Here is a 24,613-nt window from a genome sequence, read left to right on the forward strand (position 1 = left end):
TCCTCTCGCGATCTTTGGGATTTGAACTTAGTATACATCCCTCTGATAACGTTTTTGCTGTTGCATACGGGTCAAATACTCCGCTGCTTCCTCCGAGCTAAATCCGCCCTCTTGCTCAATAATTGTTGCCAGGGTCGCATGCACATCGTGTGCCATTTTCTTTTCGTCACCACATACGTACACGCTTGCACCTTCTTGAAGCCATTTATAGAGCTCAGCGCTCTTCTCAAGCATCCTATGCTGTACATATACTTTCTGGTCGGTATCTCGGGAGAACGCAACATCCATGCGCGTCAACACGCCATCCTTAAGCCATTTCTGCCATTCAACCTGATAAAGGAAATCTGTGGAGAAATGCTGATCACCGTAAAAGAGCCATGATTTGCCTTCGGCCCCAGTCTCTTCTCTTTCTCCGAGAAAGGCTCTGAACGGAGCGACGCCCGTACCAGGTCCGATCATAATGATCGGTGTTTCCGGGTTCTCGGGAAGCTTGAAATTCGGGTTGTTTTGAATGTATACGGGCAGCGTTTCGCCAGCTTTAACTCGCTCAGCCAATTGCACGGAGCACACGCCGTAACGTTCTCTTCCTCGGGCTTCATAACGAACCGCGCGAACGGTAACATGAACCTCATCCGGGAAAGCTTTGGAACTGCTTGCAATCGAGTAAAGTCGAGCAGGCATTTTACGAAGGATCGCTACGAATTCGCCTGCAGGTACGCCTTTAAGGGAGTAATCCTGCACCAAATCTAATAAATCCCGCCCACTGATATATGCTTTAAGATCTTGCTCACGCCCAGCAGCCAACAATTCTTGCAGCCCCTTGCTTAAAGTAAGCTTTGCTGTTTGCTCCAGTAACGGCTTCGTCAGTACCGTAATTTCAAAATTACGGAGCAGTGCCTCGCGCAATGAACGCTTTTCGCCGTTCTTATTAATTGTAACTTGCTCCTCGGCATTCCAACCCATGGCTTCGATCAATTCGTCCACAAGGCGAGGGTGGTTCTCCGGATAAATGCCTAAGCAGTCACCAGGTTCATATTGAAGATTGGATCCCTCGAGGGAGATCTCAACGTGGCGGGTTTCGCGGTCCGATCCACGTCCATTCAGATTCAAGTTCTCAAGAACCTCAGCCTGGAACGGATTTGTTCTCGAATATTCGGATTCAGTGCCGCTCTCAACTGCCGCTAGGGCAGCACTTACTACAGTCGAGCCCGCTGAAGCTTCACTTAAAGAGCCTAGAACGGAACTCATCCACTCTGCAGCAGGCTCATCGAAATCCACGTCGCAGTCAACGCGCGGCGCAAGGCGTTTGCCGCCAAGCTCTTCCAAGCGCTTGTCGAAATCTTTCCCTGTTTGGCAGAATAGCTCGTAAGAAGTATCTCCAAGTGAAAGCACGGAAAACCGCAGTTCTTCCAATTTAGGAGCTCTCTTGCTATGAAGGAACTCATGGAAGGAAATGGCGTTATCCGGTGGATCTCCTTCTCCGTGGGTACTCACTAGAACAAGCAAGTTTTGAACCTTTTTTAAGTTATTAGGTTTGAAGTCTGCCATCGAGGAGAGCGTTACCTGAAAACCTTGCTCTTCTAGCTTTTTGGACATTTTCTTCGCTAAACCTTGAGCTTTACCCGTCTGTGATCCGAAGAGTACGGTCACCTCTTTAGAGATTACAGGCGCATTCACCGCCAAAGTTGCTAAGGGAGCCGCTGGGGCTGCACCTGAAGTCGTCACAACTGCTGACCCCTGTATAGCCGCAAGATACCCGTTCAGCCAGATTCGTTGTGTTTCCGTTAGTGTAGGAAGTAATCGATTGAGCAATTCTACTTGTTCCTGATTAAAAGGACTGTTTGTTACTTGAAGTACCAAGAATATCCACCTCTCATAGCCTGCAATGATATGAATTCCTATTATACATTTTTCTCATTATTTTCACTCTCTTGAAACTATCATGTATGTCGAAATAGGTCAATTAGAATGATCTTATGTGATCTATCAGTAATATTGATAAAGGAATAAATACCTTTTACATGATGTCAAAAGTATAGACCGATATTAACAGTCATTGACGAATATTATAGGATACAGGATTTAAGCAGAGGAGCTTCACTAATGAGATTTGTGACAGAAACGAGATTAAAAAGACTGGAAGAATTGATCCAATTGATTCCTGAATATGACGAAAGAAGCCACGCGCTTCATCTATTGAATTCGATTCGTTCTGATATCGATGATAACTATGCGGAAATTGAAAAACCGATCAGTTTAAGCGGCTTTAAGCGAAGGCCAGACGACCGGAAATAAAAGAGCAGAAAAAAAACGAGCCTCTAGAATCGCTTCTAAAGTTCGTTATCGTTTAGGTAATTCTATAATTTAACCAAGTATTCGCGGTTACATGGCGTCCAGTATGATACCCGCCGTTTCCTCTATTGCTTTCTCAGTGACATCGATCACGGTACATCCAAGCTGCTTATACAATCCGAATGCATACTCCAGCTCTTCCGCCACTCTTTCTAATGCTGAATATTTAGCGCCAAATGGCAGCCCTACTGTTTTCAGCCGTTCCGTACGGATCTTCACCAGCTGCTCAGCGCTCATCGTCAATCCGATCATTTTGCTTTTGTTAAGCGTAAACAACCCTTGCGGCGGCTTTACTTCCGGCACTAATGGATAGTTAGCAACTTTGTACCCTTTATGTGCCAAATAAATACTAAGCGGTGTTTTCGACGTCCTTGAAACACCTAGCAGAACAATATGAGCTTGTTTTAATGCGCTCGTGTCTTTTCCGTCATCGCTTTTAACAGCAAACTCGATCGCTTCTACCCGCTTATAATATTCTTCGTCCATTTGGTGCAGTAACCCTGCTTTCCTTTTGGGAGAATCATTAAAAGTATCAATGAATGCTTGCATAACAGGACCTAGGATGTCTATGCTGGTCACGTTTAAGCGAATCGCTTCTTGACGCATCATCTCTCTTAATTCCGGAAGAACGAGTGTGTAAACAACAAAACTGCCTAGTCGGGAAGCTTCCTCCATCATACTTCGGATTTCTTCCTCCGTACGCATCGTTCCAAAACGCCTTACATGAACTTGACTGGCGTTAAACTGGCGAATTGTCGCTTGAACAACCGTGTTTGCGGTTTCCCCCACCGAGTCCGAACAAACGAATATCGTATGGACTTTCTCCTCCACCCGTGAATACCTCCTAATTCGCTGCTAGTTCCAACATTAATTTGGTCATGGTTGTTTTCGTTATTCGTCCAATTACGCCATACTGGTCTTGTTCAGGTTCCAAACTCACAACGGGCAGGCTGTCAACTTGATGATGAATCATTTTTCGTGCGGCATCAATGACGTGGTCCTCCGGACTTACGGTAACGATGTTCGGGTGTCTCGTCATCACAAGACTAATCGGCATGGAAGGAGCACTCGCATTGCCTAACGTTACCTTTAACAAATCTTTTCTAGAGACAATGCCAACTAATGCCCGATTACTGCTCACAATCATCAGAGTACCTACATTCTCAAGAAACAGAGAGACGACGGCATCATTCACCGTAGCTGTTTCTTGAAGAACGACAGGTAAGCCCATTACATCTTTCACATAAATGCCATCCAGTTTTTTGTACGAAGATTCTTCACGCTCCAGCGTTTTTCCGAGAAAATAACCAACCTTAGGCTTCGCATCCAAATAACCTAGCATAACTAGCAGGGCAAGGTCGGAACGAATGGTTGGACGAGCGATTCCGAGCATCTCTGCTAGGTTTTCTCCAGTAATCGGAGCATGTTTCTTTACACGTTCTATGATTTCCATTTGACGGGATGTAAGTTCTATCGTATTTCCCTCCCTGAACTTTCATGTTCATCCCAATTTTAACCTATTTTCTCGCTGTATCAAATGGCTTGAGCAACTTTTTGTTCACCGGGAACACCATGTTTGATGAACGCTTGTGCCGCTGCTATTCGAGCCAAAGGAATTCGGTATGGGGAACAGCTAACATAATCCAATCCGGTCAAGTGGCAAAAGAAAATCGACTCTTTATCTCCGCCATGTTCCCCGCAAATGCCCGTTTTGAGTGACGGCTTATCGAGCCTCCCCGCATTCACGGCTAAGTCAATCAATTGTCCGACGCCTTCCGTGTCAAGCACTTGGAACGGATTATGCGGAAGCAGCTTCTGATCGACATAGTGGGATAGAAATTTGCCCTCAGCATCGTCGCGGCTATAACCATACGTCATTTGCGTCAAGTCATTGGTGCCAAAAGAGAAGAAATCGGCATAAGCCACAATTTGGCGTGCAGTAAGCGCTGCTCGTGGAACCTCTATCATGGTCCCGACCTTGTACGGACAATCTCTAAGTTTGTCTTTCCCCAGCACCTGTTCCGCAACAAAGTCAACAAGCTCCCTCAAAATTTTCAGTTCATTGGCATGGCCCACGAGTGGAATCATGATTTCCGGAAGAACTCGGATACCTCTGTCGATACAGCCTGAAGCTGCACGGAAAATGGCCTCTATCTGCATATCATAAATCTCCGGATATACAATTCCCAATCTGCAGCCCCGCTGTCCCAGCATGGGGTTAGCCTCATGGAGAGCTTGCACTTTGCGGAGAAGGTGGGCGGTCTCTTCTCTTTCTAAATCTGACGCACCTTTATCATATGTCAGCTCCGTATATCTTTTTTGCAGATCTTCGAGGTTGGGTAAAAACTCATGCAAAGGCGGATCCAGCAGCCGAATCGTCACCGGAAGACCATCCATTTCCTCGAACATGCCTTCAAAATCTGACTTCTGCATGGGAAGCAGCTGTGCAAGAGCCTGCAAGCGATCTGCTTTGTCATCCGCGAGGATCATTCGTTGAACAACAGGCAGACGCGTTGGCGAGAAAAACATATGCTCTGTTCGGCATAACCCGATCCCCTCGGCTCCTAACTGTCTAGCGATTTTCGCATCTTCAGGATTGTCTGCGTTCGCGTATACTTTCAGCGAGCGAATCTCATCCGCCCACTTCAGCATAATGAGAAGTTCATCTGTCATTTTGGCTTCTCGTAATGGCATGGCACCGATAATGACACGTCCGGTTGCACCGTCTAGCGTGATCCAATCTCCTTCTTCCACAACCCTGCTTCCAGCCAACATCCGCTTCTCACCAAGTACAATTCGGACCTCTTCGCAGCCGCATACACAAGGTTTACCCATTCCCCTTGCTACAACAGCAGCATGACTCGTCATCCCTCCGCGGCTCGTTAGCACGCCTTCGGATGCGATCACGCCATGAATATCTTCGGGTGTTGTTTCATTTCTAGCTAGAATGACCGTCTTGCCGGCACGGCTCCATTCTGCAGCTGTGTCAGCGTCAAACACAAGCTGTCCAACCGCTGCGCCAGGCGAAGCCGGAAGTCCTTTGGCCAACACATCCTTTACAGCCTCTTCATCAATACCTCTATGCAGCAGCTGATCAAGATGCGACACTTCGATGCGCTCAACAGCTTCTTGTTTTGTCAATAAACCTTCATGGACTAAATCGACAGCAATCTTGAGCGCAGCTTGGGCATTTCGTTTCCCGTTACGAGTTTGAAGCAGGTAAAGCTTATTATTTTCAACCGTAAATTCGATATCCTGCATATCTTTGTAATGTTTCTCTAACTGCTTGGATGCTTCAAATAACTGCTCATAAATCTGAGGCATTTCGCTTTGCAGCGCGGCGATCGCAAGCGGGGTTCGGATACCTGCAACCACATCTTCCCCCTGTGCATTAATCAGGTATTCACCGAAAAATGTATTCTCACCCGTGGATGGGTTTCTCGTAAAGACAACCCCTGTGCCGCAGCTGCTGCCCATATTGCCAAACACCATGCTCTGAATGTTAACCGCTGTCCCTTGTTCATCTGGAATCCGATTAATTTTACGGTAAATCTGAGCTCTTTGATTATTCCAGGACTTGAATACAGCCTCAACAGCTAATCGCAACTGCTCATAGACATGCTGTGGGAAAGCTTGACCCGTTTTAGCCAGAATGCATTTTTTGTAATCTTCGATAAGACCCTTCCAACCGGCAGCTGTTACATCCTGATCTTGATGGACGCCCTCTTTCTCTTTCAAACGGTGCAGCAGCTGCTCGAAATGGTAGGCTTCAATGCCAAGGACAACGTTTCCAAACATCTGCATCAAACGACGATAGCAATCGTAAGCGAACTTTTCATTGTTTGTTAGCGCTGCCAATCCTTGAACCGTTAAGTCGTTGAGACCTAGATTCAAAATGGTATCCATCATACCCGGCATCGAAGACACAGAACCGGATCGGACGGAAACAAGAAGCGGATTGCTGGCATCTCCGAACGTTTGTCCCTTCTGTTTCTCTAACTGCTTGAGAGCTTCTGCAATTTGTTCAAGCAATCCCTCTGAGATCCGATTACCAACCTTGAAAAAAGCTAAGCAGGCCTCTGTTGTAATGGTGAAACCCGGTGGTACAGGAAGTCCGGCACGAGTCATCTCAGCGAGATTAGCTCCCTTTCCTCCCAGTAAAGCTTTCATTGAAGCATTTCCCTCCTGAAAGGGTACCACTTGTTTCTGAATCATCACTTGTTAGCCTCCTTAGTTTTCTCGAGACATAGGGGTGAATTGCACACGCCATAAAATTTTTTATATCCGTCCGTAGGTAACGTTGCAATCACTTCATTACATGATTTACAAATGATAACACCAAGATCATACCGATGAATGGCGGCCAATGTTACATGGTTTGTGTTAGACATTTCGTTTCCCCCTTTAGTTGTGTGCTTTCGGCACGCGACATATGAGCTACTAAATCGATGACTCGGTTTGTGTAACCCCATTCGTTGTCATACCAGGCTAGCAGCTTGATTTGGTTTTCGTGCGTCATAATGCTAAGACCGTCGATGATGGCAGATTTCTCATTGCCTATATAATCCGCAGAAACAAGCGGCAATTCATTGTAATCAACAAAGCTTCCTATTTGGCCGGCAATCGCCTTCTTGATGGCGAACTTCACATCATCAACACTAACTTTACGACCGACCACCACTTGAAGATCCAGCAGCGAAACATCTTGTGTCGGGACGCGAACGGACACACCTTGAATTTGGGATGCCAGATGAGGAATCACATCGATAAGTGCTTTCCCCACGCCAGTCGAAGTCGGAATAATTGAATTCGTGCAAGCCCTCGCACGTCGAAGATCTTTATGCGGGTTATCCATATGATTTTGATCATTCGTAAAAGCATGCACCGTTGTCATCCAACCCTGTTTAACTGAAAATGCTTCATCAAGGATATGGAGAACCGGTGCGATACAGTTGGTTGTACAGGAAGCTGCAGAAACCAATCGATGCTGCTTCGGATCATACTTCTCTTCATTCACACCCATGACAACTGTGAGGTCCATGTTCGTCCCTGGTGCAGTAATCAAAACCTTCTTGGCTCCAGCAAATAAGTGTCTTTCAGCGCCATGCCGGTGATTGAACTTTCCGGTTGCATCCACAACCAACTGGGCTCCATAATCCTCCCACGGCAATAAATCTGGTTCTCTTTCACTAATGACGGAAATCAGCTTTCCGTTAATCCTCATTAAGTTGTCATTTACCACATCAATTTTTGCGTCCCATGTGCCATGAACCGAATCATATTTCAACAAATGGGCTAATACATGAATGGGGCTTGTTGAATTGATCACGTTGATTTCAAACTCCTGCTGTTTCTCGGACAATGCTTTTCTCAAACAAAGCCTCCCGATTCTACCTGTACCACTAATTCCAACTCGCATCTCCATCCTCCAATTCGTTATTGCGTTATTTAGTATGTCATAAATGTATCACAAGGTTATATAATGTACAATATATATTTTAAAGTTCACAGAAATATCATCATTTATCATTATTTTAACGCTTTATTTTATATATGACGTCATATATAAAATAAAAAGAAACCGCCTTACGATGGGTAATCGTAAGGCGGTAGTTAAAACATGATTGAAAAATAGATTCAAATCTTAGATTTAATGAAAAATATTTAAAATAAAAACGGTCATTAGATGAATTCCTCCATCAAATCCATATTCACTCCCACAGCTGCTCTACTGCCATCAGCCGCGGCATAAATTAATTGCGAAGGCATGAAATAAGACGCATCTCCGGCGGCATATAAACCCGTGACCGAACTTCTTCCAAACTCATCTGTCTTAATTCCACCTAACTCCGTCATTTCGCAGCCTAAGCTTTCTCCAAAAGATGCTTTTGGTACTAATTTAGAGTTAACGAATCCACCGGCTCTCAGGATATGAGTACCATCAGTAAATCGTACCTGTTCAAGCATTCCACTTTGACCGATAAAAGCCCCAATGCGTTGTTCCATGACCTTAATTCCCTTCGATTCAAGCCATTCTTTTTGCTGATCGGACAAAGGTGCATGACCGTTCGTACATAGTACAACATCCTTACTCCAATTGAGGAGAAGCTTTGCCGTATGAAAAGCACTAGGGTATTCAGAAACAACGACAAGCGGTTGATCCCGAAGCTCCCAGCCGTCACAATAGGGACAATTAAACAAACTCTTCCCATATAACGGATAAAGACCTTCGATCTCAGGAAAAATTTCCTTTACCCCCGTGGCCAAAATCAGTTTTCGCGCTTGAACGCTAACACCAGATGAAGTGAACATCTCAAATCCATATTCGGTTTTGTTTACAGAAGAAACCTCGGTCTGCCAATGATTAACTGACGGATAACGCAGCACTTCTTCATAGGCAATACGTCTGAACTCGGCCGGTGCAATGCCATCTCGCGTAATAAATCCATGAGAAGCCTGCGTTACGGCATTTCTTGGCTGATTATTGTCAATCAAGACCACGCTTCTTCTTGCTCTGCCTAGTACCAATGCAGCATTCAAGCCTGCTGGTCCACCGCCAATAATGGCACAATCATAAATCATGATGATCATCTCCTTTAAATATTAATCAAGGTCATAGTAGACTCTTAATATCTTTAATAGTTTCTAAAAAAATGACTTAGCTCAAACTTACGATTAATTTGTGAGCCAAATCAGTCATAATCTCGCTAAATAATAGACTTAACATATCTATAATATCTACTTAATGACAATGTGTCAAGATATGCCTCTCTCGTCAAAATGACTTGATCAAACAAATTTTTCGGAATATGGACTATGGATATTGGGTAGAAATGGAAAGAAGGAACTCTAATTAGCTATTTGCTGGGCAATCATTGGAAAGGCAGCATACATTTTAATTCCCAAATGATTGTGCTGTCTTGTTTAAGAGCAAAATATATTGTTTACTATTTACTGAAACGACTAATTTAGGAATTCGAGGCGAGTAATAGAGATGCACAAGCAAAAACGCAAAGACAAATGGAACAACCTCTTTGAACTAGCCATGTATGTGACTGCAGCAGTCTGCTTTATTTATTTTTGGGTGAAAGGCGTCCCAGCCAAAATGTTTCAGGCGGCTTTGATTGTTGCTGTGCTGCTGATCATCCGACTCGTGGTCAAAATCACAAAGACAACGATGTTTGCTGCGTTGCGGTTTTCCGTCCTATTGTTCATTTTTGTCTCGATGTTTATGGCAAACGAGTTTGGATTTTATAAAGTAATCCCTTACCTGGATAAAATCGAGCATCTGTTTTCGGGCTTGATCCTTTGTTTCGTCGGTCTATTAGTTTATATGAAAGCAAGCAATGGCGAGAAAGCGTCCGTCCCGAATGCACAGGTTGCTGTGTGGTTTTGCCTTTTCTTTTCCACCGCCATGGCCGGCGTTTGGGAAATCTACGAGTTTACGACAGATGGTCTGTTCGGTCTACATTCACAAAACGGAAGTTTGGTCGACACAATGACGGATATCATTTGCGGTACCATAGGCGCAGTTGCAACCAGTATCTATCTAGCTTTCAAGGCGAAGAGGAAAAAAATGCCTCTGATTGACGTCCAATCCTGACCTCGTGAGCAGGTATTTCAATCAAACGTATACCAAAAGTTTAATGGGATGAAATGTGCCTGTTAGATGTCAAAAAAAGACCAACCTAAAGTCTGAATGACTTAGATTGGTCTATTCTGCGTCTATTTAGCATCTATTTAGCGTTATGCCTCACTGTACCGTTCAATCCGCGGACCCCATCAGGCGCTTGAACGCCAAATAATGTAGGATGATCATGCTTCGCAGCGGCTGCCCCAGTAGTTACACCTCTTTTCGTTATTTCCATTGGATTAACTCCAATGAAAGTAGCGATTTGATAGCCTGGAAGCCGATTTCATTGGAATATTTCCAATGAAATTGCGATTTTCGAAGCATGAGAGTTGATTCCATTGGAAACATTCCAATGGAGGTATTCATTTCATGCTGAAAACCGACTCGAATGTTCCAGTTATCTTATTGCTGAATCCCGATGGTAACAATTTCGCAAGGACCTGTCGGCAATGACATTTGACCTTCAGCGTCAGTTTCAATGCTCGGGCCGTTCACTTCCATAATCGTACTCTTATAGAAGGAGTAAAGAGGTATATTGGAATTTAGTTTGAGCTCAGTATTTTGGGAGCTCATGTTGTACCAACGGAGCAGCAGATCGCCAGTGCCTTCATTCATTTTCATGGAGGAAAAGGCTATCTTATCGCCTTCCCAACGGAATGGTGCATACGTAGGTGCAATGCGTCCGTTGTGAATGCCCGTTTGACATAACGTCCACGGAATTTGGAATTGGTAGGCTTGCTCGTAAGCGCCGTATTGCTCGCCTTCACCGTTATACGGAATGATGGCCATTCGGACAGTGTGCTCTCCTAGACACTGCGCTTCCGGCGTCGGGAACAAGCCCCAGTCGCCGAGCTCGCCAACTGCGCGAAGCAGTGTCACGGCAATCGTATTGCGTCCGTCCTGCAGAACTTCGTATTCGTTCAATCCGAGGTTAGCAACTACAAGACCAGCCTCCGCCTCGCTTACATCAATGAATGCCTGTTGATGCTGCGTATTGCTTGGATTTTCCCACTCAGCAGACGGCGTATTGTCACGCTGCGGGATTTCAAACATGGAGTCAACACGGTGAACTTGTGTATTCAGATCCGTTGGGAACAACATCCGCAGACGATGATCTTTGGCCTGATTGTTGAAGGATGCCTCGATCTCTACCCCATTGCCGCCGCGGCTCAGACTGACAATGGTACGGATCTGCATAGGTACCATGCGAGTTGACCGCTGAGCTTTTCTGTGCGGATAGTAAATCAAATCGCGCTGCTCTTCTTCCAATAATTCGTTCGCAGACGCAGGGATTTCCCAGTCGTGGACAATTTCAATTGCTGCCTGATAGGACGTATCCTTTAACATACGGATTTGTGCAGGTAAGCCATGGGTAGTAAGCGGCGCCTCGCCATCCGGTTGTTTGTACATATACTCGTTACCGATATCCCCGGTATTCTCATACACGCCTAAATCTCGGTAAACACGTCCATTCTTCTTGTCTGTCAACGTGAATGATCCGTTATCCGCGATTTCTACTTTCAGCGATTCATTCTCCAGCACCCGGTCTCCCGCAAACAGAGAGGAATCAACAATCTTCTCTTCCCTTTTGACCCAAGCGTACGTCTTCAGCCCCAAAGCAGGAACATTCTCCGCCTCAAAAGTCAGCTTCACTTTACGGGACATATACGGTTGACGGAACTTGTCGTCTGGCAAATCGTAACCGAATTGCAGTCCAAGGTCTTCAATCGTACATGCTACGACATTCCCCAGCTCGTCCACGAGCGTACGGCCCGAAAGATCCGCTGCTTTCGCAAAACTGCTTGCTTCTTCAAGTGTGTATCCATCCCGGAAGTACAAACGTAAAGCATCAAGCTCGATACTTACAACGCCGGTACGCTCCCAACCAGTTGTATTAAAAACAACGACCGGTAAGGCGTTTTCGCCCGCTTTCGCAAAGCTCGACGTATCAATCGCTTCAGCAATCGCTCGTTTACTGTCATCGACGATCGATTCCGCCACATGCCGGCTTTTCTCGAAGCGCGTCACCATTTCCCGATGCACTTCGTCTACCGAGCAGCCGCAAATGCTATCGTGCGGATGATTCTGCATTAATGTTTTCCAAGCATATGTGAATAAATGATGCGGGTATTTCTCTCCCACTTCGAGGACGTGCGCGAAAGCGGCCAACGGTTCAGCCACTTTTTCGAGCATCGCTTGCCCCACCTGGTTCATCTGCTTCAAATAAACACGAGCTGAAGCGGTGTTCACGAGCGTTGACCAACCATCTGTCCGTTGACTGCGAAGCTCACCTTTTACCGTAGAAAGCTCATGTTTCAAGGAACGCTGAACAGCTTGCAAGTAATCGATAAAATTCGAATGAACAAAGGTCGTATCCGGATACAGCTCTCTCGCGATTTGTATCGCTTCAGGCAAGTCCAACTGAACCGGCTGGTGGTCACAGCCATTCATAAAGAGCAGCTCACCAGTTGATGCGTATTTCTCTGCGTCCGCTAGCTTTCGCTCCCAGTACGCTTTCGCTTCTTCCCGATCTACTGGAATTTCATTGCCGTTCGAATACCAATTGGCGAACAGAATACCAAGTACCTGGGAGCCATCGGGTCCTTCCCAGAGCAGCTCCGAAAATGACGATTCATAATCACCGTCAGAAACGGTATTATTAAAGCCTGTCGGCTTCACGCCGCGGCCAAACAAAGCATTCGTGATCCCAGACTGCTGCATCAGCTGCGGCGTTTGGCCTACAAGACCGAACGTATCAGGAAAATAACCGATCTTTGATACATCGCCATATTTCTTCGCATCCTGATGCCCGATTTGCATATTTCGTACATTGGCTTCACCGCTGGTCAGAAAGGCATCCTGCAAAATATACCATGGACCTATTAAAATACGACCGTCCTGAATAAATTTGGTCAATCGATCCTTTTGATCAGGTCTGACCTGGAGATAGTCCTCCAAAATAATCGTTTGTCCGTCCAAAAAGAAGCTGCGATAATTCGGATCCTGATCCATTTTATCCAGCAGCGTATCTACTAGCTTAACGAGTCGAACATGATGCTTCTCATAAGGTAAATACCATTCCCGGTCCCAATGCGTATGGGAAATGATATGAGCGGTTCTCTTGGTGCCCATCGTTTAACTCCTTTCAATATGGACTTCGCCATGACGGTATACGGAGATGAGATTGCCCTGCGTATCTGCAGCAAAGAGAACAGAACGCTCTTTCTCTAGCGTAAATGCATAGGTTGCCTCGCTATCCGTATCCTTCACTTTGACATTCACATCCCATGCAAATTCAGAAACGAATACATATAGGAAGCCATTCTTAAAGCGTAACTTCCTTCCGTATACACCTGCAATTTCGCCGCCTTGCAGCCATTCCAATCCGCTATCACAGCCCGCAGCATCGATGGCATAACGATACAGTTCGACCACCGTATCCAATCGCTCGTTCAATTCAACGGGCAACGGACTCCAAATGAGTCTGCCTTTGCCCAGCGGAATATCGACAACCGCATCACCAAAGCTACCAGACACAGATACAGCACCCGCTTCCGACTGACCAGCCCGCACTTCTTTCACAACTTCAGCTATTCGGCGCTTATCAAAGGATACCGGGAACGCTGCACCTTGCAGCTCAAGCATTTCTTCCCGCCTTACATTGTGAAGCTCAGCTGCTCCCAGCTCATCGATTAAACGCGGCTTTTGCTTCCAATAAGCATCAAGACTGAGTGGACCTGTCGCTAACAGCGTCGCACCCGTGCGCTGTACGATAGCTACAAGCTTCAGCCATGCTTGTTCATCAAAATTATGCGCGCTCGGCAGCAGGATCAGCTTCGCTGGTTGATCCTCCAGCGCATCCAAATGATATTCCGAAGCCGCACGGAACGGCATCTTCATTTGATACGACAGCACACGCGTCATTTTAGACGTCCCATCAAATGCCAATTTCCGGTTGGAAAAATCGTTCGAATAAGGGAAAATCGCGACGATATCTTCCAACGTTCGATCGTGGAACAAATCTCTGATTCCAGCCATAAACCGCCCGAAATCGTAAGAAACATCAGCTTCTGGCTTCTCAGTACCGTCGGCCCGAAGCGCACCAATATGCGATTCGTTCGCATTATCCATATAAAAGTTCGTATTCCAAATCCAATGAATTGCACCGGCACCTCCGGTAGCAAATGCATAGGCATATTTGCGCTCCAACAGGCTGCGCAGTTCGTTCTCCGATCGTTTAGCGCGCCCATCCGGTGTCTCCACGTACATGATGCCTGTTTCTTGAATGACATTCGGCTTATTCGCTGTTTTGGCAAAAATGCCGTCCCAAACGAGGTTATCATTCAGCCACCACGAGTGCACGGTTGTATAGTCAACCGCCTCCTCATAAAACAAAGGAGAAGGCCGCTGCGCGCCAAGCGCCTCATCCTGTCCGACCACCACGAGATGATCCGGACTGATTTCTTTAATCGTATCGTAAAGCTCTTTGGCCCAACGGTTATGCATCTCCATCGAGAACAGACAGTAATCCAGCCAGCGAGTTCCTTTTTTGCCATTGTGCATATCCTGCACGTCAAAATTGATTTCGCCAGCCTCCGGAATAGCCGCTGCTTCAAAAGTCGGAAGCTGTTCAGGCGACATGTTCCACCGCTCTTGAAGAAGCTCGATACGGCCATGACGCTGCTTAAGCCACTCTGCAAAAGCCTGCCGTTCATAGATATCCCGAGTGGATCGCGGTCCCGCAGAAAAGATCAGAGCGGGATCAAACATGGAAGGCTCGTTAATCAAATCCCAGTCCACATGCGTCGTCTCACGATGACGCGAAACGATGGAGCGGATAAACCGCTTCTGCGCCTCTACGCTTTGCGGATCGAGATAAGGGTTAACCCCTTCCCAAGTTTCTGGCGTAAAGGAGAAGAAGGTGAACGTTACCTGGAGTTTGTGTTTCTTAGCCGTTAAGAAGAAAGCATCAATCGCTCTCAGAACCTCTTCGGAAGCATGTCCATCCACCTGCATGATATTGCGGTAAGCCGTCCAAATTCCTGTTCGGATCCAATTGATGCCCGCTTTGGCCATTTGGGCCATATCTCGATCCCAGACATCGCTATTGGGCAGGAATAAGAATTTGCGAGCGACATCGGATGTCATATACGTCATGCCGACGATCGGCAGCGGACGCCCGTCCTTAATGAAATAATCGCGATCGCAGGTAATCGGTTGTCCCTCAGCAAGCAGCGAGGAATCGTGCCCCCAGAAGCCTTGGCGAAGCACGCGAAGCTCTCCATCGTCAGACGTTGCCTTGCAAATTATATGGTATAAACCAGGTTGTATGTTAATCGGCACCGGTATTCGTACCACGTTGAATTCTTTATTCACCTGGGCCGTTATACGATGGGTCCATACAATCTGTGCATCACCCTCATGTGCTATACGAAGATCAAAGGTCCATTGCTTCGAGGCAGCACCAGCTTGGAGCCCTCCGATAAGCTGAGTTTGGAGCGTCAGCATCGCATGCTCGCCCGGCTCGAAGCTGGCATAATTCGGCTTGATCCACAGCTCCGTAACACCACTTTCACAAAATGCCGCCCACCCCATCAACGCTTGGGCACCGCCTTCGTTCCAAAACGAAGGACTAAGCGGAACATTGACAAACATCCAGCGCGAGCCGATAAACGTGCCGCGCGAATTTTCCCAAAGAACGACTGGCGCGGCCACTTCGCGGCCGTCCTTACTAATGCTTTTCAAGAGCGGATAAATCTGTGTGCTCATGGTACCCGCAGCGCCCATTTGATCAGGCAGGTCGCTGTTGCGTGTCGTGTGCGGAACCAGATTCCACGTATCTGCAAGCGCGAACATCGATTCCTGCCCCTCAAGCAGCGGCAAGGTTTCTAACGCGGTATAGGAACGCATGGGAACGGCTTCAACACGAAGTATTTCATGAATGTACAACTGCTGATGATAGGCGGTCTGCTCCGATTCGATATGCCAGCCATCCACTTCACGGCGCACTGGACGCTTGAAGGCTGCGCCGCCAATACTGAGCAGCCCGCCTCCGCGTTTCAAGAATGCAAGGATCTCCGGCCATGCGGACTTAGGGAAATAGGGAGCATGCAGATTAACAAAGCATCCGCCAACTGCCGTTCGGAGAGCTTCTCCCAGCGCATCGGCGCCTACAATAATGGCTCCTTGTGCCGCAAGTAGATCAGCAGGCACATCAGAAGAATTGCTGATCGGGAATGCAGCATCATAGAAAATAATGACCGGTTGACTCATAGCAAACCATCCTTCATCGCTTTATACACCAACTGGGAGAATAAACTGTTCGACCAGGCGAACCATTTCCGCGTAAAAATCGTTGGATCATCGACATGAAAGCCCTCGTGCATAAACCCGGTGTCAGCATCCGTTGCTTCAAGCATAGCGATCATCGCCAGTTTTTCTTCAGCAGTAGAAGCCGTTAAGCCTTGCATGGACAAGGCCATATGCCAAATGTAATCGTCTGGCGTATGCGGACTGCCGATGCCTTTAGCAACTTTACCTTCGAAGTAAAACGGATTCTCTTTGCTTAAGGCAAACCGTCTTGTGTTTTGATAAATCGGATCATCCGCCGACACATAACCAAGATACGGAATCGACATCAGCCCTGGCGTACCCGCATCATCCATCAAGCAGTAGTTGCCGAAGCCATCTGTTTCGTAGGCATAGATCGGACCAAATGTTGGATGACGATAGATGCCATACAGCCTAATGCCATGGTCGATATCCGCTTCAAGGGCTTTCAGATCTTGGAGGAAGTCCATATCCCTGAACACCCACTCCGCAAACTCTTGCATATGGCGAAGGGCCACAACCGCGAACATATTCGCTGGAATATTGTAATGAAAATCACAGGCATCGTCACTTGAACGAAAGCCTGACCATACCATGCCCGTGTAATTCACAGGCATCCCCATTCCGTTATTGCGCAGTGAATCCGTCGGAATTCCGTTATTGCGCGTGAAACGATAAGGGGACTTTTCAAAGTGATATTGTTCCGTCTTAAACAATTCGTAGATTTTAAACATCGCAGCTTTAAATCCCGCATCGAAAATATCCGTTAACTCCGTTTCCTTCCAATACGCATAAGCCAGCCGCATCGAGAAGCATAACGAATCCAGTTCAAATTTACGTTCCCATACCCATGGCGACATTTCCGTTTGATCCGCCTTATTCCAGTGCCAGTCGTTCGCTGATTCGTTGAATGCATTGGCATACGGATCGATATGAATATATTGAATATGACGCTTGATTAAGCCGCTAATGATGCGCTGTAGATCTGAATCCTGTTTGGCAAATGGCACATAGTGCATGACTTGTTCCACAGAATCGCGCAGCCACGACGCCGGGATATCTCCGGTGATGACGAATGTGGTGCCGTCCTCCATCAATTTGGTCGTCGTCTCTAATGTATTAGGAAAACAATTTTTAAATAGCTGCAGCAGCTTCGGACGATGCGCCAGCTTCTCTTCAGCTTCCTGCAATACTTCTTGAATCGCCTTTGGCAGCTCCAGTTTCGGCATCGGAATTTTCGGCAGTCTGAATTGTTCCACGGTAAGTCCTCCAAATTTTTCTAATTATCGAAGAATACACTAATACGTTACTCTTTCACCGCGCCAATCGTCAATCCTTGGATAAAGTACCGTTGGAAGAACGGATAAGCGAAAATAATCGGTCCGGTTGCTAGAACAACCATCGCCATACGAGACGTATCTTGCGGCAGTGATTGCAGTAAGCCTACACCTACAGAAGGGTTGCTTGTATTCTGCAGCAGGAATTGCATACTGTTCTCAATCCGCATCAGCATCGATTGTAATGGCACTAGTTTCGGTGTATCGATATAGAGCAGCGCATTAAACCAATCGTTCCAGTATCCCAAAGTACTGAACAAACCTATAGTGGCTAGTCCCGGAAGCGAGAGCGGCAGCACGAGTCTGACGAAAATCCCAAATTCGCCGGCCCCGTCGATTTTCCCAGATTCAATAATGGCGTCAGGAACAGATGTGACGAAGAAAGTTCGCATAATCATGATATAAAATGCATTTCCGGCCAAAGGCAAAATCAAAGCCCAGATCGAATCTTTAAGTCCCATCAATTGCGTAACAACGATATATGTCGGTACAAGTCCACCGTTAAACAGCATCGTGAAGAAAGCAAAAAAACCGAAGGCATTGCGGAATTTAAAGCTCTTACGTGAAATTGCATAGGCAAACGTAGCTGTGATAAGCAAGCTTACAATCGTCCCTACCACAGTTACAAGAATGGTAACGCCATAGGAAAGCAGCAGCTGATCACCCGCTTTGAAGAGATAGCGATAAGCTTCGAGGCTCCATTTTTCCGGGATAATCCGGTATCCATTCGTACTTAATGACTTCTCATCTGTAAATGAAATGATCGTTACAAATAAAAACGGAAAGATACAAGCGAGCGCAAAGAGGCCCGCGACAAGATTAAAAAGTATATTCAAAGCAGGCGGCAATTTATGAAAGTCACGGCTTTTCAATGGTTTAGCAATCATTTGGAAATCCTCCTTTCCATGAAAATAGTTTAGAACAACGCATTATCTTTATCGAATTTTCTAACGATATAGTTCGAAGTCATAACCAGAATGAAACCGATAACCGATTGGTATAGACCAGCGGCGGTACTCATACCGATTTCTCCCGTAGATTTGAGGCCACGGTATACATACGTATCAATAACATTCGTCACGGAATACAGCGTTCCTGAATCTCTTGGCACCTGCAGGAACAAACCGAAGTCTGCATAAAAAATGCGTCCGATTGCCAGCAATGTCAGAATCGTCATGAGCGGCTTCAGCATCGGGAAGGTAATGTGCTTGATTTGCTGCCATTTGCTCGCTCCATCAATCATCGCGGCTTCATACAGCGATTTGTCGATCCCCATGATCGCGGCCAAATAGACCACACTGCTGTAACCGACCGATTTCCACAGGTAAACTAAAATGATAATAAGAGGCCAATACGTCTTGTCGTTATACCAACGGATTGGATCGATCCCAAACCCGGAGAGAATGTGATTCAGCATCCCTTTATCTACACTAAGAAAACTGAACACGAAGTATCCGACGATTACCCACGATAGGAAGTAAGGCAAGAACATCCCTGTTTGATACAGCTTCGCCAGTTTTTTATTGACGATTTCCGATAGCACAATGGCTAACCCTACAGATAGTACAAGCCCTGCAATAATGAATACAATATTGTAGAGCAGCGTGTTTCTCGTAATGATATAAGCGTCATTGGTGCTGAATAAAAATTTGAAATTTTGCAATCCAACCCATTTGCTTTCCATAATACTTGCCCAAAAACCGTCGCGGCTATAGCGGTACTGCTTAAAAGCAATCACCATGCCGGCCATCGGTAAATAAGAGAAGAACAGGAACCAAAGCGTCGCCGGCAATGCCATCAGCAGCAGAACTCTACTTTGTTTAACATCTCTAAAAAATGCTCCTATTCCTTTCATAAAATCACCCCTCGAGATCATTGTAGTGAAAAAGATCAGGCGAATGTTGAACATTCGCCTAATCAACTATGCTGCAATTATTTCTTGTTAGCTGCTTTCCAAGCATCAATCTGACTTTGCGCTTCAGCCATGATTTTATCCAAACCAGCCTTTTTGAACTTTTCGTTGGCTAGTGGAATGTATTTATCCGGATCTACCGTACCTGTCATCAAAGTTGCCCAGAATTCTTCTTTGACGTTTTGAACCGCCGCGATCTCATTGATCACTTTGGAAGGATCGAAGTTGAAGCCAAGCAGAGGTGCAGGTTTGCCGGTATCGTTAAACTTCTTGAACTCTTCCCATTTGTTCGCAGGATCTTTAACATCTTTATACGTCAGCAGAACGTTTCCGAGTGAGAAAGTCGGCATATCGTAGTTTTTGGAATCTGGTAAGTTTTCCATTCTGTCGTTATCGACTTTTTTGTAGTGGACGCCTTCAATACCGGAATCAACCATATTACGTAGCACAGGATCGGTATTCAGCAAGTTCAGGAATTCCATAGCTTTTTCCGGATATTTGGAATTAGCTGAGATCGCTTGCATGGAGCCCATAACGGACCAGTTGTAGATCAAAGCAGGACTTGCCGCCTTGGAAACAACCGGATAGCCATAGCTAGCTGACCAAAGGTTGTCCGCAAATGGCTGATTCGTCGCTTTATCCGCGAACCATTTGCCAGTTACTTGTACATCGTTAAGCGAGGAAAGTGTTGATGCTTCCGTTGGAACATATCCCGCTTTGTAGTATTTGTTCATGGTTTTAAGTGCTTGCTTCATTTCTGGTGTATCAAAAATGTTAACCACTTTGAAATCCGAATTCTCTACTTTCACGGCCATCGGCATTTTCTCAATAATGTAATCATATGGCACATATGGCATGTAATTTTTATCAACGGCTAATCCATAAATGTTAGGTTCTTTTTCTTTGATTGTTTTGAGCAAAGGCTCCAAGCTTTCAAGCGTGTTCACATTATCTAGGCTAAGGTTGTATTTGTCAGCCAAGTTTTTGTTGAAACGCCATACGTCTTGAGCTGGCAGCTCTTTATTAGCAGGTACGCCGTAATTATGCCCGTCCACTTTGGAGCCGTTAAGAAATGCAGGATCTAATGCTTTCACGATACCTTGTCCATTTTTTTGAAGAAGCTCGTCAATCGGCTTAAATGCGCCTTTACGCACGTTTTGCACGTAATCAAAAGCCCATGAAGACGTAAACATAATGTCCATCGGTGTACCGGATGCTGTCATGACTTGCATTTTTTGTGCGTAGTCGCCCCAGTCCGCCATGTTCATTTTCACAGTAACGCCGATTTTTTCCGCGGTATATTTACTAACTTCAGCCATGACGCGGTCTACGTCTTTTTGCGGTGTTCCGATGGTGTACCAGATTAACTCTACCGGTTTATTTGTCGTCGTTTCATTCCCTTTCGCACCGCCGGCATCTTTGCTGCCGCACGCACTAAGAGCCATTGAAACGGCTAGCGTCAATCCTAGTGTGGTGACCAAACGTTTTTTCATTTTGTATCCTCCCTGTTAATGCTCTATTGTTTACGCCCCGTTGGGCTACCTTTACAGTACCGCATGAAAGCAGTTACAAATAGACGATAAACTAAATGAACCCTGTCTAAAGTTAAGAAAAAAGCAGCAATTTATCCTTTTCGACAAAAAAAAGGACTGCTCCTCAGTTTTCCCTAGAGCAATCCTCTGTAATCCGTTGGGGAGATTCCCACATACTTTTTAAATTGTTTATAAAAGTAACCCAATTCTGAGTAGCCCACCTCATTGGCAATGATATGAACTTTCGAATTCGTTGTCTTTAGCAGTTCCTTTGCTTTCTCGATCCGGTATCGATTGATATATTCCGTAAACGTCTCATTAATCTCTTTATGGAACAATTGTCCTAAGTAGACAGGGTGAATATGATAGTGCGCACCCAGCATTTTGAGCGATAGCTCTTCTGCATAAGATTGATGGATATATTTTAAAACCTGCTGCACGATCGGACTTCGAACGTCTGAAATTAAGAAACCGACTGTTGTATGGGCAATTTCAAGGATGGCCGTTTCCAGCTGTTCCAGCGTAACCGCGCTCCTGATTTGGTGAAAAGCGTGATTATACGCATCAAGTTCCTCTGTATGGCGAATCGCTTTGATCTCCAGCTTGAAATGAATGATCATCTCAAACGCGATATTCTGAAAATCATGCGGCGTAATGCCTGGAAGCGCTTGAATCCGTTTGAAATCGGTTTGAATTTGCTCGCGCAAATTCTCTTGATCTTTGGCTATAATTAGTTTCGCATAGACTGGCCAATCAATGATGGAGAAATCGACCTTTCGATTGTCTTGATTCATCACAAGTTCCGTATCATCAATCATGTTCAGTTCCGGGTATACCCAGAAATACTCCTGCGCTTTCTTCGCGGCCGCATAGCTTTGTCCGGCCTGTTCAGGCAGAAGCTGTACACTGCCGATAGATATGCGGAGAGGTCGACCCTGAAGATCAGCCTGAAGCTGCTGTAGCAGAGCGGTCAAATCCGTTCTGCCGCGGTCAGCATCATCCATAGCAGCAAGGAGGACGATATCGCCATCCATATCGAAGAATGCAGTGATCCAATCATAGGCTTGCATCTGATCGGAGATCAACTCGAAAACCTCATCTGCCTCACATGCCACTCGGAGTACAGAAACTATCATATAGGCACGATCGAGGTTCATGCCTAGAAGATCCGCGCGTTCGTAGAATTCCAAAGGCGCAATCTGATGGGTTAACCAACGATGCAGTGTGTTATCTTTCAATATTTGCTTGCTGTAGGCCTGTACCTGCCGTGTTTCTTCGAACGTGTTCAGCTTCTCGACGGTATTATGTAGCGTTGCCTTCAACTCTTGAATATTAATGGGCTTGAGCAGGTAATTTTCAATCCCGAGCTGCATGCCTTCTTTTAAATAGGTAAATTCATCGAAACCGCTGAGCACGATGACTTTCAAATCTGGATGAACCGTTCGGGCATGGCGAATCAGCTCCAAACCTGTCATCACCGGCATGGATATATCCGTCAACAAAATATCCACCGATGTTTCCTGCAGAGCATCCAAAGCCTTCTGCCCATTGCTGGCATGTCCGACAATTTCCAAACCCGCTTCGGCCCAATCAATAATGTCATACAACCCTTCAATAATGAAAGGTTCGTCGTCCACTAGAAAAACCCTAAACATCATAACCCTCTTTTCCGTCATCCATAGGCAGCCATATATCAACTACCGTTCCTTTACCAGGCTCACTATTTAATTTTAAGCCAAACCTGCTGCCGTAGAGCAGCTTGAGGCGTTGATTGATACTCCGCAGGCCGAAGGATTCCCCTTCGGTTTCTTCTGCTTGTAAGAAGGACTCCAGCTCGTTCAAACGCTCAGGTGTAATACCGTTTCCGTTGTCTTCCACTTGCACATGAAGAAACTCTTCCGTTTGTTTCACACGGATATGAAGCTCATTATCGGTACATTCGCTTCGGAGGCCATGAACGATGTAATTCTCAATGACAGGCTGCAGCGACATTTTCATGATGCGAGTAGGTGCCAGCTTCCGATCCCACTCGATCGTATACGTGAACTTATCCTTATAGCGAATCTGGAACAGCTCGAGATATAAGCGGCAGGCCTCCAGCTCATCCTTTAGTGTATAAATCTTTTTCTGTTGGACGAGACTCCGGAATAACGCCGACAAACTGTAAATCATTTCGCCAACGTCATGAGCCCCGTGAGAGATTGCCCGCATCCGAATGACTTCAAGTGTATTGTACAAAAAGTGAGGATTGACGCGAGCTTGCAGAGCTGTTAACTCTGTATGCTTCTGCTTTATATCGGCCTTATATACCCTATCGATATATTGATTCAACTCTTCGATCATCTCATTGAAGCTGCGAGAAATTTGTCCTAGCTCGTCCTCTCGTACATCCGGAATCCGGGCATTCAGATCTCCTTGTTTGACCTTCCGCGTAAAGCGAATGATCTGGTTGGTGCGTTTAGATACGTTCATCACAACCAGAGAAGGAATCAGAATGGCGAAAAAGATACATATCGCACTAATCATAAAGATCGTGCTCCCGATTCGCTTAGAGGTTGCGTCAAGCTCATTCTTTGGGATGATTCCAACGACAATAAAGTCTCCTTTACTCTGCGTCAGCTTCGTCACATAACCGCTTTGATTCGAACCACTATTCTCGTACAACGAACCAACCTGCTCCATGAAAGGATAGGCCTTGCCGTAATACTGATCCGAAGAATCAAACAGAACGCCTCCATCCGGTGATAGAACAAGAATCGTTCCCTTTAACTCTTCCTTATCACCCCGCAGTATCTTCCAAATGCCGTCCGAGCTGAAGTAAACAATCTGATGCCCTATATTTTTCAAGGTTTGTTTGTCGTTAATCGGCGTCCTTATCGAGTATAGATGGTTATCCCATTGACCTGCGGCTTCACGGACCCATATATTCGGCAAGGTAACGCTTTTGTTGTCAAGCGCCATGACTTCAGGTATGTAGGAATGGGCTGCATTCGTTGGAACGATCTTCAGTTGCCGGTTACGATCCAGCACGTATAACGTCATCTGATCCACGCTGTACAGCATCAGACTGCGGATATCTTCGTCGTCTTCCACCCTATTTTTAAAATATTGCAGTCCGGCATTCCACGTGCTGTTGCCGCCTAAATTGTATTGCTCCAGACCATGCTGCACATATTCTTGGAAAGGGTGCTGCAGCATAAAAGAGATCCCCGCGGCAAGCGAACTATCCCGGTATAAGCCGAACACGATAGATTGCGCCGAATCGTATTTGCCCCCCAAATAATTGTTCACATTCGTCATGGCCTTCTTCTGTATATCCAGCTCTCGATTGATCGCCGCTTGCGACATCGAATGATACATGAAATAAGAAAACGAAATAATCGTAATGACGGTAATCAATGAGAAAAGGAGAAGCAGTTTCATAAACAAATTATTTTGCAAATAATTACGGTACATCTTGCGGAATCCCATTCTGCCATCAACTCCTGCTGTTAATCGGGTACATTATAGCATATCA

The 24,613-nt window shown here is 45.9% G+C and carries 17 protein-coding genes; 2 read left to right on the forward strand and 15 right to left on the reverse strand.

What is annotated here, in order from left to right; genetic code table 11:
• Window positions 1–27: 27 nt before the first annotated feature.
• Window positions 28–1,860, reverse strand: coding sequence for an assimilatory sulfite reductase (NADPH) flavoprotein subunit (locus tag NYR53_RS22745; RefSeq protein ID WP_261301430.1), 1,833 nt, complete (start codon window positions 1,858–1,860; stop codon window positions 28–30).
• A 243-nt stretch (window positions 1,861–2,103) separates the two neighbouring features.
• On the opposite strand from NYR53_RS22745, the gene NYR53_RS22750 reads away from it, so the two are divergent.
• Entirely contained in the window at window positions 2,104–2,295 is a 192-nt protein-coding gene (locus tag NYR53_RS22750) for a hypothetical protein (protein ID WP_261301431.1), read from the forward strand.
• A gap of 87 nt (window positions 2,296–2,382) precedes the next feature.
• Here NYR53_RS22750 and NYR53_RS22755 read toward each other — a convergent pair whose 3' ends face one another.
• The 5 genes from NYR53_RS22755 to NYR53_RS22780 all read right to left on the reverse strand — a co-directional run bounded on the left by NYR53_RS22755 (window position 2,383) and on the right by NYR53_RS22780 (window position 8,934).
• Window positions 2,383–3,183, reverse strand: a complete 801-nt coding sequence (locus NYR53_RS22755) for a pyruvate, water dikinase regulatory protein (RefSeq protein ID WP_261301432.1) — start codon at window positions 3,181–3,183, stop codon at window positions 2,383–2,385.
• 13 nt (window positions 3,184–3,196) lie between these two features.
• Entirely contained in the window at window positions 3,197–3,805 is a 609-nt protein-coding gene (locus tag NYR53_RS22760) for a helix-turn-helix transcriptional regulator (protein WP_261301433.1), read from the reverse strand.
• 80 nt (window positions 3,806–3,885) lie between these two features.
• Window positions 3,886–6,567, reverse strand: a complete 2,682-nt coding sequence (gene ppdK / locus NYR53_RS22765; protein WP_261306489.1) for a pyruvate, phosphate dikinase — start codon at window positions 6,565–6,567, stop codon at window positions 3,886–3,888.
• A gap of 154 nt (window positions 6,568–6,721) precedes the next feature.
• On the reverse strand, window positions 6,722–7,777 hold the full coding sequence (gap, locus tag NYR53_RS22775) for a type I glyceraldehyde-3-phosphate dehydrogenase (protein ID WP_261301435.1): 1,056 nt from the start codon (window positions 7,775–7,777) through the stop codon (window positions 6,722–6,724).
• Between the two features lie 257 nt (window positions 7,778–8,034).
• Window positions 8,035–8,934 (reverse strand): NAD(P)/FAD-dependent oxidoreductase, encoded by a 900-nt coding sequence (locus NYR53_RS22780; protein ID WP_261301436.1) that lies wholly within the window; start codon window positions 8,932–8,934, stop codon window positions 8,035–8,037.
• Between the two features lie 412 nt (window positions 8,935–9,346).
• On the opposite strand from NYR53_RS22780, the gene NYR53_RS22785 reads away from it, so the two are divergent.
• Window positions 9,347–9,955, forward strand: a complete 609-nt coding sequence (locus tag NYR53_RS22785; RefSeq protein ID WP_261301437.1) for a DUF2238 domain-containing protein — start codon at window positions 9,347–9,349, stop codon at window positions 9,953–9,955.
• Between the two features lie 133 nt (window positions 9,956–10,088).
• Here NYR53_RS22785 and NYR53_RS22790 read toward each other — a convergent pair whose 3' ends face one another.
• From NYR53_RS22790 to NYR53_RS22830, 9 genes are all read right to left on the reverse strand, one after another.
• The gene (locus tag NYR53_RS22790; RefSeq protein ID WP_261301438.1) at window positions 10,089–10,220 is read right to left on the reverse strand and encodes a hypothetical protein; all 132 of its coding nucleotides are present in this window, start codon (window positions 10,218–10,220) and stop codon (window positions 10,089–10,091) included.
• Window positions 10,221–10,387: 167 nt separating this feature from the next.
• Complete coding sequence (locus tag NYR53_RS22795) at window positions 10,388–13,117, reverse strand: alpha-mannosidase (protein ID WP_261301439.1); 2,730 nt, start codon at window positions 13,115–13,117, stop codon at window positions 10,388–10,390.
• Between the two features lie 3 nt (window positions 13,118–13,120).
• Window positions 13,121–16,258 carry a beta-galactosidase gene (locus NYR53_RS22800; protein WP_261301440.1) on the reverse strand — a complete coding sequence of 1,046 codons (3,138 nt, stop codon included), beginning with the start codon at window positions 16,256–16,258 and terminating at the stop codon, window positions 13,121–13,123.
• The gene (locus NYR53_RS22805) at window positions 16,255–17,574 is read right to left on the reverse strand and encodes a glycoside hydrolase family 125 protein (protein WP_261301441.1); all 1,320 of its coding nucleotides are present in this window, start codon (window positions 17,572–17,574) and stop codon (window positions 16,255–16,257) included. The genes NYR53_RS22800 and NYR53_RS22805 overlap by 4 nt, the downstream gene beginning before the upstream one ends.
• Before the next feature lie 47 nt (window positions 17,575–17,621).
• Entirely contained in the window at window positions 17,622–18,539 is a 918-nt protein-coding gene (locus tag NYR53_RS22810; RefSeq protein ID WP_261301442.1) for a carbohydrate ABC transporter permease, read from the reverse strand.
• A 29-nt stretch (window positions 18,540–18,568) separates the two neighbouring features.
• Window positions 18,569–19,507 (reverse strand): ABC transporter permease, encoded by a 939-nt coding sequence (locus NYR53_RS22815; RefSeq protein WP_261301443.1) that lies wholly within the window; start codon window positions 19,505–19,507, stop codon window positions 18,569–18,571.
• Between the two features lie 77 nt (window positions 19,508–19,584).
• A complete protein-coding gene (locus NYR53_RS22820) occupies window positions 19,585–21,057 on the reverse strand; it encodes an ABC transporter substrate-binding protein (protein WP_261301444.1) in 1,473 nt (490 codons plus the stop codon).
• 173 nt (window positions 21,058–21,230) lie between these two features.
• Window positions 21,231–22,733, reverse strand: coding sequence for a response regulator (locus NYR53_RS22825; protein WP_367618567.1), 1,503 nt, complete (start codon window positions 22,731–22,733; stop codon window positions 21,231–21,233).
• Window positions 22,734–22,743: 10 nt separating this feature from the next.
• The gene (locus NYR53_RS22830; protein ID WP_261301445.1) at window positions 22,744–24,567 is read right to left on the reverse strand and encodes a sensor histidine kinase; all 1,824 of its coding nucleotides are present in this window, start codon (window positions 24,565–24,567) and stop codon (window positions 22,744–22,746) included.
• Window positions 24,568–24,613: the final 46 nt, after the last annotated feature.

This window comes from Paenibacillus andongensis (assembly GCF_025369935.1).
Taxonomy (GTDB): domain Bacteria; phylum Bacillota; class Bacilli; order Paenibacillales; family NBRC-103111; genus Paenibacillus_E; species Paenibacillus_E andongensis.